Raw genomic sequence first — 280 nt, 5'->3', positions numbered from 1 at the left:
AAATACATATTATTTAAGGTGAAAGCTATGCAAGATACATAAAGTAGAAAGAGACTCATTATACCAAAGGGGATACATAGATGAAAATGAACGAGAAATTCTTCATAACAGTGCCGAATGTTGCGTTTGCGTGGGGAACTGATTATCACTTAACTACAGATGAGTTTATGCTTTATTCACATCTGCAATTTATGAGACAGGGTAGTCAATGGAACCAAACCTATACTTCAGTGGATATGATAATTTATTTTTTAGAATCAGAGACTAAAAATAAACAGCG

Annotated in this window: 1 protein-coding gene; it reads left to right on the top strand. The window is 33.2% G+C overall.

All coding sequences use genetic code 11. The annotated features are described in order from the left end of the window. Positions 1 to 80: 80 nt before the first annotated feature. Positions 81 to 280: hypothetical protein (locus R0J87_RS19610; protein WP_498888345.1), on the top strand; the 200-nt coding region annotated here is incomplete at its 3' end.

The sequence above is a fragment of the Halomonas sp. SIMBA_159 genome, assembly GCF_046536035.1.
Classification (GTDB): Bacteria; Pseudomonadota; Gammaproteobacteria; order Pseudomonadales; family Halomonadaceae; genus Vreelandella; species Vreelandella venusta_A.
This window is presented reverse-complemented; position numbering and strand designations above follow the sequence as displayed.